Origin of the sequence: Chryseobacterium pennae (assembly GCF_003385515.1) — a bacterium.
In the GTDB taxonomy this organism is placed as follows: Bacteria; Bacteroidota; Bacteroidia; order Flavobacteriales; family Weeksellaceae; genus Chryseobacterium; species Chryseobacterium pennae.
Map to the genome: position 1 here is coordinate 206,768 of NZ_QNVT01000002.1, position 15,669 is coordinate 222,436.

The 15,669-nt window shown below is 34.6% G+C and carries 17 protein-coding genes; 5 read left to right on the plus strand and 12 right to left on the minus strand.

Translation table 11 applies throughout. The features are described 5' to 3' along the window. Window positions 1-89 precede the first annotated feature (89 nt). From DRF65_RS28770 to DRF65_RS03495, 6 genes are all read right to left on the minus strand, one after another. Complete coding sequence (locus DRF65_RS28770) at window positions 90-1,010, minus strand: helix-turn-helix domain-containing protein (protein ID WP_228438483.1); 921 nt, start codon at window positions 1,008-1,010, stop codon at window positions 90-92. Between the two features lie 502 nt (window positions 1,011-1,512). Next, window positions 1,513-2,193 carry a MarR family winged helix-turn-helix transcriptional regulator gene (locus DRF65_RS03475; RefSeq protein WP_115968857.1) on the minus strand — a complete coding sequence of 227 codons (681 nt, stop codon included), beginning with the start codon at window positions 2,191-2,193 and terminating at the stop codon, window positions 1,513-1,515. Between the two features lie 64 nt (window positions 2,194-2,257). Next, window positions 2,258-3,286: a ferrochelatase gene (hemH, locus tag DRF65_RS03480; protein WP_115968858.1), complete on the minus strand. Its 1,029-nt coding sequence runs from the start codon at window positions 3,284-3,286 to the stop codon at window positions 2,258-2,260. Between the two features lie 18 nt (window positions 3,287-3,304). Continuing rightward, window positions 3,305-4,588 (minus strand): cryptochrome/photolyase family protein, encoded by a 1,284-nt coding sequence (locus tag DRF65_RS03485; RefSeq protein WP_115968859.1) that lies wholly within the window; start codon window positions 4,586-4,588, stop codon window positions 3,305-3,307. A gap of 297 nt (window positions 4,589-4,885) precedes the next feature. Further along, a complete protein-coding gene (locus DRF65_RS03490; protein WP_115968860.1) occupies window positions 4,886-5,425 on the minus strand; it encodes a class IV adenylate cyclase in 540 nt (179 codons plus the stop codon). Between the two features lie 107 nt (window positions 5,426-5,532). Beyond that, on the minus strand, window positions 5,533-6,093 hold the full coding sequence (locus DRF65_RS03495) for a GNAT family N-acetyltransferase (RefSeq protein WP_115968861.1): 561 nt from the start codon (window positions 6,091-6,093) through the stop codon (window positions 5,533-5,535). A 154-nt stretch (window positions 6,094-6,247) separates the two neighbouring features. Between DRF65_RS03495 and DRF65_RS03500 the strand changes: the two genes are divergently transcribed. Next, window positions 6,248-7,075: a helix-turn-helix domain-containing protein gene (locus tag DRF65_RS03500; RefSeq protein WP_115968862.1), complete on the plus strand. Its 828-nt coding sequence runs from the start codon at window positions 6,248-6,250 to the stop codon at window positions 7,073-7,075. Between the two features lie 159 nt (window positions 7,076-7,234). Here DRF65_RS03500 and srmL read toward each other — a convergent pair whose 3' ends face one another. Next, window positions 7,235-8,269: a PheS-related mystery ligase SrmL gene (gene srmL / locus DRF65_RS03505; RefSeq protein ID WP_115968863.1), complete on the minus strand. Its 1,035-nt coding sequence runs from the start codon at window positions 8,267-8,269 to the stop codon at window positions 7,235-7,237. Between the two features lie 403 nt (window positions 8,270-8,672). On the opposite strand from srmL, the gene DRF65_RS03510 reads away from it, so the two are divergent. Next, window positions 8,673-8,906, plus strand: coding sequence for a hypothetical protein (locus DRF65_RS03510; protein ID WP_115968864.1), 234 nt, complete (start codon window positions 8,673-8,675; stop codon window positions 8,904-8,906). Between the two features lies 1 nt (window position 8,907). Here DRF65_RS03510 and DRF65_RS03515 read toward each other — a convergent pair whose 3' ends face one another. Next, window positions 8,908-9,738: an AraC family transcriptional regulator gene (locus tag DRF65_RS03515; protein ID WP_185148450.1), complete on the minus strand. Its 831-nt coding sequence runs from the start codon at window positions 9,736-9,738 to the stop codon at window positions 8,908-8,910. A gap of 86 nt (window positions 9,739-9,824) precedes the next feature. On the opposite strand from DRF65_RS03515, the gene DRF65_RS03520 reads away from it, so the two are divergent. After that, window positions 9,825-10,781 (plus strand): alpha/beta hydrolase, encoded by a 957-nt coding sequence (locus DRF65_RS03520; protein WP_115968865.1) that lies wholly within the window; start codon window positions 9,825-9,827, stop codon window positions 10,779-10,781. Beyond that, window positions 10,778-11,359, plus strand: a complete 582-nt coding sequence (locus tag DRF65_RS03525) for an NAD(P)H-dependent oxidoreductase (protein WP_115968866.1) — start codon at window positions 10,778-10,780, stop codon at window positions 11,357-11,359. The genes DRF65_RS03520 and DRF65_RS03525 overlap by 4 nt, the downstream gene beginning before the upstream one ends. 40 nt (window positions 11,360-11,399) lie before the next feature. Here DRF65_RS03525 and DRF65_RS03530 read toward each other — a convergent pair whose 3' ends face one another. Together DRF65_RS03530 and DRF65_RS03535 are read right to left on the minus strand one after the other, a co-directional pair. Beyond that, window positions 11,400-12,356 carry a hypothetical protein gene (locus DRF65_RS03530; RefSeq protein ID WP_115968867.1) on the minus strand — a complete coding sequence of 319 codons (957 nt, stop codon included), beginning with the start codon at window positions 12,354-12,356 and terminating at the stop codon, window positions 11,400-11,402. 5 nt (window positions 12,357-12,361) lie between these two features. Further along, window positions 12,362-13,258 carry a hypothetical protein gene (locus DRF65_RS03535; RefSeq protein ID WP_228438485.1) on the minus strand — a complete coding sequence of 299 codons (897 nt, stop codon included), beginning with the start codon at window positions 13,256-13,258 and terminating at the stop codon, window positions 12,362-12,364. A 246-nt stretch (window positions 13,259-13,504) separates the two neighbouring features. On the opposite strand from DRF65_RS03535, the gene DRF65_RS03540 reads away from it, so the two are divergent. Then, entirely contained in the window at window positions 13,505-14,257 is a 753-nt protein-coding gene (locus DRF65_RS03540) for a hypothetical protein (RefSeq protein ID WP_115968869.1), read from the plus strand. 438 nt (window positions 14,258-14,695) lie between these two features. On the opposite strand, the gene DRF65_RS03545 is transcribed toward DRF65_RS03540, so the two are convergent. Together DRF65_RS03545 and DRF65_RS03550 are read right to left on the minus strand one after the other, a co-directional pair. Next, window positions 14,696-15,064: a hypothetical protein gene (locus tag DRF65_RS03545; RefSeq protein ID WP_115968870.1), complete on the minus strand. Its 369-nt coding sequence runs from the start codon at window positions 15,062-15,064 to the stop codon at window positions 14,696-14,698. Between the two features lie 147 nt (window positions 15,065-15,211). Next, window positions 15,212-15,505: a T6SS effector amidase Tae4 family protein gene (locus DRF65_RS03550; RefSeq protein ID WP_115968871.1), complete on the minus strand. Its 294-nt coding sequence runs from the start codon at window positions 15,503-15,505 to the stop codon at window positions 15,212-15,214. Window positions 15,506-15,669: the final 164 nt, after the last annotated feature.

Genomic DNA, 15,669 nt, shown 5'->3' on the forward strand with positions numbered 1-15,669 from the left:
AGGATATATAAAACCCAAACAAAGGAGCTCTTTTCAGAGCTCCTTTACTAATTACTCAAGTTTTTATTTCTTGGAATCCTTTAGTTCTTTTATAAAATGAGACGGAGAAATTCCTCTCTCTTTCTTGAATGTAACAGTAAATACTTCTCTGGAGGAAAATCCAGATTTTTCAGCGAGATAACTGATCTTGTATTCCCTAAAACCGCGTTATCATACAACAGTTGGATAATATACTTTATCCTGAGACCATTGATATAGTTGTTAAAATTAGTATTTTTATGCTGTCTGATCACTTCGGACAGGTATGTTGTATTGGTGCCCAGCTGATGTGCCAGTTTAGGAAGGCTAGTATCTTTATTGGTGAATTCATTGTTTTTCTCAAAAGTCGCTAGGCTTTCCAAAATCTTCTCTAAAGTATCATCCGTAATGGAAACTTTATTTTTAACTTTGAGACTTTCATCACTCTTACTCTCTATTTTATCTATAAGGGCTTCATATTTCATCGTTCTTGTAGACTGCAACCCTCTGTCTATGACGTAAATATTATCATGGTGCTCTTCTTTTTTCACCTGGCTCAGAACGGCCTCAGCGAGCGCATTGTCTTCTGCCGAGTATTTTTGTCCCGTAAAAATCTCTACTGCCGATGGCAAAATTCCATCAAAAGAAAAACTGAATTTCACCAGTTTCTTTCCGCTTTTTTGATCAATTCCTTCTTTAAGTTTCGAACAGGTATCGGCAACGATTGTGCTGTCCACTCTGATGAGATTATATTTTTCGATTTCAGATTTGTCATAAAGACTTGAAAATCGTTCATACATCTGCTCATAGATTTCTTTGAAATAATTAGAATCAATTTTTGAAAGCCGTTCTGAGATTGAACTTCTACGTACTTTTTCCTCTTCACCCAGTCCAAACAATGCTTTGAATCCGCTGCTATTAAAAGTATCTTCCAAAGTTCTCTGACTTAATTTTTCGTTATCAAAGATGCAGAACAAAAGCAGGTAAAACATTTTTTTGCGGTGCAGAACTTTGCTATAATGATCTACTTGGTACTGGTGGAAAGATGGCTCAAAAGTGCTTCGGGAATAAATTGTAAAACATCTTTAAGAGATATTTTGTGATCTTTAAAAACTGATATAAATAATTGATTATCAAATATAAAGATACAAAATCCCCACAATAAAAACAAATTAAAAACCTGTTAACCAACGGATTAAATCTATTTTTTTATATCACAATATAAAAAAAGTCGGAAGAAAAATTCTTCGGACCATAACTAGGTAATCCGGCGCCATTTGATACCGTTTTTTTACATATAATCAATAATTAATACAAAATAAACATAAATCTCTTATAGCTATTTCTCACCGATCAAATAAACATCCTCTCTTCATTGTTCATTTATTTTCAAAAAAATATCGCCAACTGAATACAGTTAGCGATTTATTTAGTAGATTAATTAAGTCTTTTAATACAGTTCCTTTTTAGGATAAATTCAGCGAGAAACTTATGCTACTTATCTTTAAATGAATACTCATCATACACTGTGTTTATAAGCTGTTCAGAATTGATATTCCGTGAAAAAATGGGATAATGAAATTGATCCAGTTTATTAAGAATATGTATAAGTTCCATCTTTTCGCTATGATTAAGATTTCCTGCAACAATATTAGTAGCTTGGCGGATCTTATCCATTTGCTTTTCCAGAATCATCAGTCCCCTTTCTGAAATACGGATTAATTTACTGCGTTTGTCTGTATCAGAATCCATCTGCTCAATAAGTCCCTGACGTAGCAGCCTTGCAATAATAAGCATACCTACCGGTTTATCCTGAATATTTTTCTTGATCAGAGCCATCTTGCTCATCTCTCCAAAAGCTTTCAGATTAATTAAATAAATAAAGTCTTCCTGAGTAGAAAATTCAGAATCTGAAATGGCAGACTTTGAGTAGGTTTTCGCATATCGGTTAAGATGAACAAGCAATGTATTTATTGCGCTTTCCGGAGTTCTCCCATTCTCCTTACCTTCCCAATAAGGTTCTTCAGAATGAGCTACTTCCCCGGCATTCTCCTTATCAAAAATCCATGCTTTAAACCCCTGAATGGTTCCCGGGTACACATCAGGACAAGTACAGGCTTCCGTTTCAAAATCCTGCAGCAGGTCTATGAAGTCTTTAATAAGCGTATAATTCATTCGTTTCAAATCGTCTACAAAAATACCTGATTTCTTAAAGAATAATGCCAATATATACTCAAAACTATACTAAATAGAATTGATTAAGCTGCTCTTCACAAAGGGTTCGGATAACTTCAATCCAACGGTCTTCATCATTCAGGCAGGAAATATAGGTGAATTTTTCACCACCTGATTCCAGGAATGATTCTTTTCCTTCAACGGAAATCTCTTCCAGCGTCTCAAGACAGTCTGAGACAAACGCCGGACAAACAACGGCAAGATTTTTAATTCCTTTACCGGGTATTGTTTCTAATGTATGATCTGTATAAGGTTCTATCCACTTATCTTTTCCTAATCTGGACTGAAAAGAAACAATGACTTTATCTTTTGGTAATCCAAGTTTTCTGATCACCCGCTCAGTAGTATTAAAACACTGGTGACGGTAACAAAATGAATGACTGGGATGGCTATCTTTATAACAACAGTCATTCATATTACATGTCTTTGTCTTATCTGTTTTGTAAATATGCCGCTCAGGAACTCCATGATAAGAGAACAGCAAGGCATCAAATTTTTCCGGAAGTTTCTCACGGATACTTTCTGCAAGACAATCCGTATAGAGATCCCGGTTATAAAAAGGCTGGATATAATTGATCCTGACATGAGGAAATTTTTTCTTTCTGATTTCTTCCGCTTTTTCAATAACCGTTTCGGTAGTACTCATTGCGTATTGTGGATAAAGAGGAAACAATACAATTTCTGTAATTCCTTTTTCAACAAGATTCCTGATTCCTGTTTCAATGCTTGGTTCCGCGTATCTCATTCCGATCTCAATCGGTATATCAACAAGTTTTTGCAGCTTTTGCTGTATCTTTTTCGTTATGACAATGAGAGGAGACCCTTCGTCTGTCCATACCGTTTTATAAGCTTCCGCTGATTTTGCAGGTCTGGTTTTTAAAATAATTCCCTGAACCAAAAGTGCCCGGAAAATCCACCGATAATCAATTACCTTCTCATCCATCAGGAATTCATCCAGATATTCTTTTACATCTTCTACCGCGGTTGATCTTGGAGAACCAAGATTGATTAATAAAATTCCTTTGTTAGCCAATTTTTTTTATTTTATTTGTTATTCTGCCAATGCCTCTTTATAAACTTTCAATGCCCGTTCTCTGGCTTTTGTATGCTCTACAATGGGTTTTTCGTTATAATCTTCAGGAAGCCACTTCCTGATATACTGAGTATCTTTATCAAACTTTTTAGTCTGTTCATAGGGATTGAATATCCTGAAATAAGGTGCTGCATCACATCCACATCCTGCAGCCCACTGCCAGTTCCCGTTATTAGCTGCCAGATCATAGTCTAAGAGTTTTTCTGCAAAATAGGCTTCTCCCCACCGCCAGTCAATGAGCAGATGTTTGGTAAGAAAACTGGCTGTAATCATTCTTACCCTATTATGCATAAACCCGGTTTCATTGAGTTCTCTCATGCCCGCATCCACAATTGGATATCCTGTTTTACCTTCACACCATGCCTTAAATTCTTTTTCATCATTTCTCCAGGAAATATTCTCATATTTCTTTTTAAAACAATGGTGTACAACACTTGGATAATGATACAGAATCTGCATAAAAAACTCTCTCCAGATGAGTTCATTAAGCCATACTTCATTATGTTTAACAGCATATTGTACACATTTCCTGATGGAAATTGTTCCAAAGCGAAGCGCAATCCCGAGATGAGTAGTACGATCCATTGCAGGGAAGTCTCTGTAATCTCCATAAGTATCTATGATATCCTTCTCCAATTTAGGCTCTACAAACTTTATATCCGTTTTTTCAAATCCAATTTCTTTTAATGGAACAACACCTGAAGCTCCGTCATAATCTGCAAAGAACTCCCAATTTGTTGTAACGGATTCTACATTTCCCAAATTCTCTTTCCATTTCTTTGAATAAGGAGTGAAAACAGTATACGGAGAAAGGTCATTTTTAAGGATGTTATTTTTTTCAAATATGACCTGATCTTTAAAGTTCCTAAATTGAATATGATATTTTGACAATAGTTCAGCTACCTGTCGATCACGCTGTATGGCTTGTGGCTCATAGTCCCTGTTACTAAATACAGTATCAACAGTAAAATCTTCTGCTATTTTTTTAAAAATGTCTATTGGATCTCCATGATAAACATGAAGTCCACTGTTATGCTTTTTCAATCTGCTATGAATACGTTGTAAAGCCTGGTGAATATAATCTACCCTTCTGTCTTTTTTATCCTGAAGCTGATTCAGTATATCTGTATCAAAAATAAAAATGGGAACAACATTTTCCCCCGCATTAAGGGCATGATGAAGCCCTATATTATCATCCAGCCTAAGGTCTCTCCTGAACCAAAAAACATTCACTCTATTCATGACCTCTCTTTTAAAAAAATAAATATTCGTTAATCAAAAATGAATACAAATATACTATTTAAAATAAAATTAAGAACATTAATAGACCAAATTAACTTAAAATAAAAATAATTTAGTGTATTAATGTTCCGAACTCAATAAGAGGATACAAATCAATACAAGGGTTAAAGCATTTTAAAGTACGCGATCAATAAACTAAACATCAAACAGTCCTCCTTCTGTATAAGTCTCCCTGCTTTGAACCCATTCCATATCTAATCAATCATGTCCAAAACATTAGAGATGACCAATACTGCTTTAAGCATTCCAACTTTTTTCTAATTTATCAGTAAGTAAATCGCTATAGGACAACTTTTCTACCTGGTGTAGCTGAATATTAAAATAATCATAATAGAAATCACATTGCTTTTTCAATTCCTCTAAGTTGAACTTTTCTGTTTCATCTATTGCTTCTACCTCAATAAAGGTTCCAAGATCTTTAACTGTGTCAAAATGAAACTTTACATTATCTATTCCGTATATTTTTCTTTTTTTATCTACAATTATTTTTACTCCCATTTGATTGGAGAGGATCTGTTTTAAAGTATCATCCATACCGTGTTTATAGAGAAGAACATCAGACTTTTTACTTCCCTGAGTATTTTCACGGTTATAATCAATCAATTTACTTTCCTTTCCTTTAATTTCACGTAATTTCAATCTTCCCTTTGGAGCATTAAAGTAAGTGTCTATCTGATGTTCTGTCCCAAAGTCAATAGGATTTAGTTTAAGAATCTGATCCTGATATTTTTCAAGCTCTTCTACTTTTGCTTTAAATTCAAAATTCTTTATTTTCATATTGTAACAATATTCATTTTAAACGGAGTTTCATATTCAAGAAAAAACATATTATCCTTCCTCGTAGAAATAAGTTTTGTAATAGCAGCTACAAGAATCCAACTCCATTAGAAGGATACCGTTCCGTAAGCAGCCATTGTCCATTCATCCTTTGTCAAACGGCTTATATGTTCCTTACGAACCTCATCTATAAATATACTTTGGCTGGTCTCTTCAATATGATGATGCCTAAATCCACATTTCTCTTGTGCCGTTTGAGATTTCACATTACCATCATAATATCCGCTCCAGATATTCACCAATCTTAGATCTTCAAAACCAAAACGTACTACCTCGCGAATTGCTTCAGGCACTATCCCTTTCCCCCAAAATGGTACTCCAATCCAATAGGAAATCTCAGCTTCAGCTTCTGTTATTGGGAAATTACTTTTTTCTCCTATAATCAGGCTAATCATTCCAATGGCAGTATCGTCTTCTTTGAGTGTAATGGCAAATACTCCATCTTGTGCAAATATGGTATTGATTATTTCTTTGCTTTGATCAACACTTGCATGGGGCGGCCAACCAGCTATTGGTCCTACTCTTTCATCTTTAGCATAATGATATAAATCTGCAGCATCTGCTTCCCTGAATGGACGTAAAAACAATCTTTCTGTTTCTAAAATCATAACATTATATTTTTAAATTATTACAACGCAAAGATAAAAGGGACTTCACAAAAGTACATTGACTAAATTTGCGCATAATAGGTACTTTTGAAAACAAATAAGAAGGATATAAAGAAAAAAATGATAGATTTAAGGTACTAATTAAAACTTACTAATGCTTCGTTATTCACAAAATATTACCCAGGGAAAAGGTCTTGTCATCATTGGGGAAACTAATCTAAGCGAAGGTTTTGGTTATCCTCTGCAACTTACTTACACCAACCTGATTATCTGTATTGAAGGCAGTGCTTTGCTGAATGTAAATTTTAAAAACTATCTATTAAACCCAAATGATATATTGGTTTTATCAGAAGATGATGTAAGTATCGTAAAACGAATATCAAATGATTTCAGATCCTTTTATTGTCTCATTGATAAAGCTATGGCCGAAGAAGTGGCGTATCATTTACCCAATGAGCTTTTCCTATTTCTGCATCAGCATCCACTGTGCAAAACTCCGGAATTAGAAGCTGATCTGCTGAAAATGTGGATAACACAGCTTCAATATATTAAGAAAACATGTACTACCCACGGGCATATAATATTGCGCAACCACCTACAAAACCTTTTTCTTAGAATGGCAGAAGAAATGCCGGTGGCAGAAATAAAAAAAATGCATTCCTATAGCCAAAAAGAAGTATTATGCTGGAAATTTTGGGAGTTAGTAGGTAAATATGGTACTGAAAAACGTAATGTAGCTTTTTATGCTGATCAATTAAATATAACTCCATTCTACTTATCCCAAATAACCAAAAACTTCTTCAACGATTCTCCAAAAGGATTAATTGACAGACAAGTAATCCTGGAGATAAAGGCACTTTTGAAAACGACAGATCTGGCTATCAAAGAAATTGCAGACCGCCTCGATTTTAAAGATACCTCATATATGGCTCGTTATTTCAAAAAATTAACAGGTGTTACCTTAACAGAGTATCGAAAATGATTACTTTGGAATAAAAAAAATAATGCTTTTCTAAATCTCAGGCTCCATACAACCCAATATCTAAATATAACAACACCCAATCAGATGTATGATTGGGTGTTGCATAATGCTATGAAAATGAAGCTCTCAAACTTATTACCTGAGAAACGATATAAAGCATTATCTTAAGACAATGTCAAAATGAGCAGACAAAGAAGTTCTTATCCGATTCTGAATGGTATTGATTTCTTCATTGTTCAGGGTTCGTTCATTTGAGCGGTATGTAATTCTGTAAGACAGGAATGTCATGTTGTCTTTGGTAAATTTATCCTGTAAACGGACATCTTCAATCAGGTCATCTCCTTCTTCTCTTGCAATCTCGCAGAAGTTATTATAGTCTGACCAGATTCCCTCAAAGTTTTCTTTATATTCATTAACCCAGAATGATATGTCTTTATATACGGGAGGATATTTTGAATATTCCCGGAATTCCACCAAACCATTTGTAAACTGGGAAAGAAAACGAGGGTCATGGGTCCAAAGATATCGGATATCCGGAATATTACAATAAGAAAGCAGCAAGCGATCAAGTCCCAGACCAAATGCCCAGCCAGTTCCGTCTATGTTACAATTCTGAAGAATTTTGGAGTGAATGACTCCTGCTCCAAGAACCTCCATCCACTCATCATTTTGGTATACTTCTATTTGCAGTGATGGTTCTGTGAACGGGAAATGATCATCCAGAAACCTATATTCCTTTCCGGGATACAGATACTGAATCAGTTTTTCCAATGTAAGCCTTAGATCCGCTAATGCATCTGCACCTTGGGGCATAATTTTAACGCCTTCCATTTGGTGAAAAACCGGATAATGAGTCTTATCTATGGTATCCTTTCGATAGACATCTCCGGTTACAATAAATTGTCTGTTACCGGCACGCAGCAATGCATTCTGATGTGCTGATGTCTGAGTTCTCAATACATTATTGTCATCAGTATAATAAGTGTCATTAGCAGATCTGGCTGGATGGTCCAAAGGAATCAGCAGATCATCAAAATTGTCACGGATGCTTACTACTTCATTTAAGTCGTCGAATATGGTAAAGTCTTTGAAGAAATGCTGTATTTTTTGTTTTAACTGAGTAATAGGATGTTTTGAATCGTTATGCAGTTTTCTTCCGCGTTTTTCATTGATTGTTTTTGATATATTATTCATATCGAAAATAATGGTATAGTATCTGCAAAAATAATGTTGCAGAGGTATGGTTTAAAAAATATATAAAAGTCTGATTTTGTTTTGAATATCCGTACGCAACGGACATATAGAATTATCTCGGCCCTTGGGGGCCAAAAAAGAAGAAGAAAAATAATATGTTGATTCTGGAAATCATCTTTGACACGAAGTTATTAAAAAAAACTAATAAATCCTAACCGGGCAATACGCCTGTTTAAAAAAATGGTTAATGATAGCTTTCAACTCCAATAGGAAACCCGTATATCATGAATATAACTTAGAATGAATTGTTTATCAATACAAATTCAAGAATCACTTATAAGTATGATAAAATTACCCCAAGATTTCCGAACTTTGTCTACAATTAAAATGTACAGAACCCCTAATGGAAGAATTTGAATTACCCGTAACCTATAAAGGCAAAGAGCAGCTATTTAATGTAAAACTGGCAACATTCACTTATGGTTATAAATTCTATGTAGATGTGGATGGTAACGAAGTCGTTTTTGAACGCGACGATGAAGGCAATATGCGGGCTATGGTACAGGATACCTCATCAGAATCAAAGATAGAAAAAGGGCTTATTGAGGCAATTATGGAAGTATTTAATGCTCTTTAACCTAAACAGGCTCTAACCGATATGCTTTAAGGCTTTTCCCTTTATGCCTTTTGAAAAACTTATTGATATGGCTTTCATCAGCAAAGCCAAACTCATCCGCAATCTCATGAACTCTTTTATCACTGAAACGTAACCGATGTTCTATCAGGCGAATTTTATAAGAAGAAATATATTGTTGGATAGATTCGTTACACTGTCTACGGAAATAGCTTCCAAGATAGGTTGGAGATAATCCGAACTCATTGGCAATAGCCTCTACTTTTAATCGTTTTGGCTTACGTATATTTTCCTGAATATAATCCAGCATCTGAAGAAGGCGGATATCTGCATTGGATGAGATATTCTGTGGTTTAACAATAGCTATATTTCTTGCTGCAATTACAATGATAGCATTCACAAGATGGCGGGTAAGATCTTCGTTGTATATTGACTCATGCTCTACAGCCTGCTGCAAATTCTGTATGAGCAGACCCATCATTTTTTTATCCTCATTATTCACGAGTACCGAGCCTGACAAATGAGAAGCGTAATACAAAAGACATTCTATGTGATCGATGCTTTTCCACTGATATTCTTTGATATAGCTTTCCCCAAAACGGATCACCATAAATTCACAGATTCCATTCAGATCAAATCCATGACAGTCATTGGGTGTAATTAAAAACAGGTCTCCCGTAGAAAAAGCAATTTTATTTTCGTTGACGATATGATCCCCAATACCGGAAATGACATACACCAGTTCAAAAAAATTGAATTGCCTGTCCTTTAACGGGCATTGATCTATCTTTTCATAAAAAACCTCAAGGGATTGGTGTATATTTTCTCTTGCCATAGTACAAAGATACCTAAATAAGCATTAAATATACCTGTTTTTGCCCATTTTATCAGTCTATTTTTGCGACACAAATTAGAACTGTAATGCAGAAAAAAATAGATCCTGAGCTTTTAAAAGCCATTATTGACAGTCCATTTAGCAAAATTGATTATGACTATTTACTGGCCAATCATCCGGCAAAGATCCGGGAAGAAGAAATGAAGATCATGACAGTGGAAGAACCGTTGCCTGTTCCTCTATCTCTTTCTGTAGAGAACATCTATATTCCCTCTTCTGAACGTCAAAGAGACATCAGGTTGAGAGTTTACAGGCCAAAGGGAAAACAGAACTTACCGATACTGCTCTATTTCCATGGTGGTGCTTTTATATATGGAATGCCGGAACAGTATGATTTTATATTCTATCGGCTGGCAGTGGATATTGATGCGGTTATTGTCTCTGCAGATTACCGGTTAGCCCCGGAACATCCCTTCCCTGCTGCTATGGAAGATGGTTATGATGCTTTACTATGGCTGTCTGAATCTGCTGACCGTATTGGTGGAAATAAAAACAGGATCATAATAGGCGGAAGCAGTGCCGGAGCAACCATTGCAGCTTCAGTAACACAGCATGCAAGAGATAAGGAAAAAGTAAATATTCAGCATCAATATCTGCTCTATCCACCTACGGACCATCTCCTGAAAACCTCATCAATGAATGAATTAGCCAATGCTCCCATGCAGACTAAAAAAGCTGCTTACTGGATGTGGAAACATTATCTTCAGCATCAGATGATTGAACCGCCTCAATATTCTGTTCCGCTGCAGGAGAAGAATTTTGACAATCTTCCGGATGCTACCATTATTGTATGCGAATTGGACCCGCTAAAAGATGAAGGAAAGGAATATGCTCAAAAATTACAGCACGCAGGAGCTTCAGTGCATCTATTGGAAATTAAAGGTGCTGTACATGCTTTTGATTTCTTCCCTTGTAAGATCTCTGAAAATTTTTACCTACAGCAAGTCAAATTATTTAAACTTATTTTAATTCAGAAATTATGAAAAAAATTGTTGTTATTAACGGCCATCCGGCTCAGGAAAGCTTTAACTCTGTTATTGCAGAGTCCTATATCCACTCTGCTGTAGCTTCCGGTGCTGAGGTACGGTATATTGCCATTGGAAAGCTTAATTTTAATCCTAACCTTCAATTCGGATATCAACAGAGAATGGAACTGGAGCCTGATCTTGTAAAAGCGCTGGAAGATATTCAGTGGAGTGACCATCAGGTATGGATACATCCTGTTTGGTGGCTGGGGATGCCTGCCATAATGAAAGGCTTCTTTGACAGGGCATTTCTTCCGGGAATTACTTTTAAAAGTGATAAAAAAGGGAACAGCGAAGGATTACTCAATGCAAGATCAGCAAGAATTATTACCACAGCGGGTGATTTGTCCCTCCAGGTTTATGAGAATGAATACCAGTCAAGTGGACTTATTCAGCTAAAGAAGGGGATTTTAGAATACTGTGGAGTTTCATCCATTAATAACCATTTTATAGGTCCACTGTATGAATTAACAGAAAAAGACAGAAAAGAATGGCTGGATACCATCACAGGATTGGCCCTCGCCGATTCTTTATAAAATTTTAGGTGACTTACTGGTTGTATATATTTATCCAATTTTAATATACTTCCAGTTCTTTAGTCCCTTTTGGACGATAGAGATAAAGGGTAATGTAAGTAGTTGTTACATTATCCTTACCTTTTCTTTTAAAACCTCCCCAAAGCGCTGATTTTTCATTATTGATTTTCTGTAGGCATACGATTTTGCCATCGCCATAAAAAGTCATTTTATAATCCTCAATCGGCTTTACATCAAAAAATGTAATATCGGTATTTGTTCTGAATACATACTCATTCCATCTGTTCTTTATCTCATCTGGCAATAAGAACAGCTGTTTAGCCACTCTTTTTTCTCTATTATAATAAATATTAGCCAGCGTACTCCACGAACCCTTCATATAGATATCTCTTACCTTATTGTATTTAGCAACTGCCTCCTGTTCAATGGCCTGTAATTTATCTTTATCAGTAGTCAGTAGGACCTCTGCATTTTCCAGAGTTTCTATATGGTAAGGAATATCCGCAAAAAAGGTGAATGCGTCTTCAAATGTATTGCTATTGATGCGTTTCTTTTTAGATGTTGAATATTTTCTCACTTCGTCTTCTTCAGAGTTCCCACTCTTATTTTTCAGTGATTTTACAATCTTCACCTGAATTTCTGAATTAGGAGAAAGCTCCGTATTTAAAATATTTTTATCCTGATTAAATCCCGGTGTCATTTTAATGATGATTTTTTGATTTCCTTTTTTAGTAATCCATTCATTCAGCGGAAAATAAGATCCTGACAGACTACTGCCGGAAGTGTCATTATGCTTTATAATGGGAATATCATTAATTAAGATTTCAAAAGAACAGTTACTGGTAGAGATATAGGCCCCATAATGAGGTTCGTTATCAGAATATCTGATTTCCTGTGAGGTTACAGAAATATTTTGGTGGGATACCACAGGTTCAGTCTTTTTCTCAGCTTTAGCCGACAAAGATAATATCAAACCTAATAAAATATATTTTTTCATAATTCTTATCTTATAATTTGTAAGGCTTTAGCCCCTTTTGGAATGTATAGCAGCATATCAATGAAAGAGGTTCTGCTCATTCCATTTTTATCTGTTATTGTATACCTAAGCAGAGATTCTCCCTTATGACTTCCCTCTTTAGGCTCTAATCTCACCATTTTATTATTAGCATAGAGTTTCATTATATAATTTTCAATGGGATAAATACTCTGCGAAGAAACGTCTGTCCCTGAAGTTACAGACTTGCCTTTTCTTCCTTTTACAGTTTGAAATTTAGTCATAATATCCTTAGGGAAATACTCTGCCTGATACCATTCGCTGTCTGCATTCAGAAATTGGGTATTCAGGTAATCATAATCTTTTTCTTTGAGAGCAGAAGCAATGGTATTGTAAAAATTGACCACTTTTAATTCCAGATCCTTCTGATCCAGCTGGGACAGATCTTCCCCATTTTCCCAGCCCTGAAGAATGTAAGGAACAGAAGCCTCAAAGTTTAAACTGGTTTTATACTCCGCTAATTTAGAAAAATCAGCACTCTGTTCATTATTTTTAAAGACTAATATCTCTTTAGGCTCTATCAGAGATTTATCTTTATTCCATCCTGTTTTTTCAATTTTTAAAATAAAATTCTCTCCATTTTCAAGGGAGTGCTTCTGAATTCCAGCCTTATCATATCCTGGATAAAGCTCTATTTCAATTTTCTGTTTTCCTGCCTTTAGAATAGACGGATTAATATTTATCCTTGCCGTCACCGGAGTTTTATCGTAATTTGAATAAACAGGACAGCCGTTAATTATGATTTTAAAATTAAAAAACGACTGTATATCTATTTGGTAGAGCGGCTCATTTTTAAACTTAATAACCTTCTCTGATAAATATTCCAGTCTCTGCCCGGTTGACATAGTTACTTTTTTATCCTGGCTGCTGCAGAATGTTGAGAAAAGTAAACAGAAAAATAATAAGTTTAAACGCATAAGTTTTCAGAATGATTGATTCAGTCTCTGCAATCAAGAATAATCATTTTCCTGATCTGATAAAAATAAGGTATTTTTTTATACTGGTATACCCTGCTGCCTTTTATCAATTATATAATTCACGAGCAAGGGTAAATTGAATAAAAAGTATTTTCTTTGCAAAAAATTATATCCATGAAAAAAATATTACTGCTGGCCATCCCTTTTTATCTATTCTCATCCTGTAGTTCTGACACGGATGAACCTACTACTAAATCAAAAAAAATTATTGAAGTAAAACAAGATGGTAAGCCCTATTATAAATTTTCCTATAACAATGCTGGTAGTATTTCCGAAATCACAAACTACAACAATGGAACTTTAGCCAATACTACAAGAGTAGAATACACAAATGGTCTGGAAACGAAAAGAAGCGTCTATAATTCACAGAATGTACTATTTAATTATTATACATTTACCTATAGCGGCAGGCTTGTTACTGAGCGATCAAGTTACACCAGAAACCCATCAACAGGACAGGATATCTTAATGCAGGTGGTACATTATACTAATGATGCTTCCAAACCTTCCCATAATTTAACAGGTTCACAATATTATAACGGAACTGGAAATCTAATTGGAAAAAGTGAAATTACATACGCCGATAGCCGCGGAAGCAACATAACGAATGTTTATAATGCAACAGGAGAAAAAACCAATGTCACTACCACGGTAAAAGATAACGCGGTTGCCTGGGATAAAGTTTTAGATCCTTTTGTATATCAGCATGAGCATAATTCGCAATCTGTATTGGATGATAATATCTTTAACGGATCTAAAACCGGATTTACGGTAGAATTTACTTATGATAAAGATAACTATCCTCTCTCAGCCAAGTATTCGCATTCCAATGGGATAAAATATATGTATACATTCACTTGGGAATAAAATGTTATACCTATAAAAAATATGCCACCTACATACAATTTTACACTAATTACTTTTTCAATTTTTTGACTTCCTCTAATATTGTATTATAAGCTTCTGAAATAGAAATCTTATTACAGTAGGTATAAAGGACGAAAATAACAATACTAAGGCAAAATGTTTTCTTTAATACTGTTGAAGAATTGACCAATAAAATTAACGATTATGTTGTCAATGATCTAAACTTAAATAATGTAGAAATTTACATTGATGAGTATAATGAAATTTTTTCTGATGAAGAGAAAAAAGTCTAACTGATAAAGGCCATCATTTTGAATAAATACAATTGATTCTTTATCTTCAATATATTTATTGCATATAGTCTTCCATTGGGAGACTATTTTTAATTATCCAGACTATTTATATAAAACTGAAGAGAATATTTCCGATATGGTAATTTTAATCATGAGCAAATCCACTAAAATCTTTTTCATCAGTACCAATATCAGCACATACAAATGAGTGTGTTAAAATCTTATTTGTAACAATGATACTGTCTTTTTTAAATAAAATACCCTGCATACCTGTTCCACATATATTATCACTATTTTCTGCTCCAAATGTTTTTCTATCATCTTTTGTTGCCATGTTTCCAAGAATAACTAAAGTATGCTTTACTCCTACATCCGGATAAGAGAAGTTTTCAACTTTATTCTTTTCCCATCTTAAAAAATAACATGGAGGGTTGATTTTTATATCACCGGATAATTTATATTCTTTGGTATTAATCTTTAATTTTGCTTTTCCATTGTCATTTATTAATTCCAATAATACTCCGTCAATATTAGTTGTATCAGTTACTATTATTGTACTTTTTTTAGTATTTGATTGAGTGTATTCTTTTTCTTGATTTTTTTTTACAGGAAAAAGATATTAATGATAATGTTATTATAAAACAAATATTTTTCATAGTAGTTAAATTAAAGCCCAAAACCAAATTTCTGTACCTCTCCCTAAATAATCGAAAGCATTCCCACCTTTTAAAGACATTCCATTCCAAACATCTATGTGATCTGTACCTTCAGACCATCCATCTTTAATAAAAATGATCCCCTTCCCATTTTTGAAAGATTTGTGGTCCATTTTGGGATATTTTTTTCTTTCAAGCTTTAGTCGATTTCCAAATATTTCAGGATGCAGATGCATCCAATCAGCGAGTTCCTGAGCTCTTAATATGTGTCTAAATCCATCTTCATGTTCTCCCAGCATCTTACTTTTTAAAGGACATTAAATCAACACCTGATTTATGAAAAGCTTCACTCATCCTGATAGCACATTGGTTTGGAAATAGTGCTACATTACAGGGATGAGACCCTTTTCCTGGATGATTTTTCCACAATTCGTCAAATCTTACCATAATAAAACATTAGACT